Here is a 593-nt window from a genome sequence, read left to right as displayed (position 1 = left end):
ACGGTCAGCTCCGTGACGGTGGGCCCGGCGCAGCCGTCGCGTACGGCGGCGACCAGGGCCGCGTGCCGGGTGCCGCACTCCTTGCGGGTGCGGTAGAGCACGGCGGCGAGGTTGTCGCAGGCGCTGCGGAGGTGGCCGTCGGAGCGCATGGCGGGGCCGCGCATGGCCTCGGGTCGTGGGTCGCAGGGGAAGACGGAGCGCAGCGCGACGACGACCTGTTCGGCCGCGGCGAGGGCGAGCCGCTGACCCGCGGTCTTGCCGGCGATGCGGAGCGGCAGCAGCGCGGTGGCCAGTCGGTCGTCGGGGAGCGGGGCGCGGGTGACGGGCACGGCTCCGGCGGTGTACCAGGCCGCCTGCACGGTACGGCGGCCCGGGTCGCGCAGCGCCGTCTCCAGGAGGACCTCGCCGGCGCCGGTCATGCGTTCGCCGACGATCCGCAGTTCGGGCTCGGCCTGGACGGCGATGTCGAGGTGGACGGGGCCGACCGGGCCGTCGACGGTGCAGCCGATGCGGAAGCCTCGTCGTCCCTGGCTGTCGGGGCGGGCCTGGTGGGGTACGCAGCCGGCGGGGTCGGGGAAGACGTCGGCCAGTGG

Annotated in this window: 1 pseudogene; it reads right to left on the bottom strand. The window is 76.6% G+C overall.

Going from position 1 to position 593, the window contains the following annotated elements:
* Positions 1-593, bottom strand: a pseudogene (locus KUM32_RS42960) (ATP-binding protein); the annotation flags it as partial.

Source organism: Streptomyces sp. AC627_RSS907 (assembly GCF_019049165.1).
Note: the sequence above shows the minus strand (reverse complement) of the source record. Positions and strands in the feature narration are given on the sequence as shown.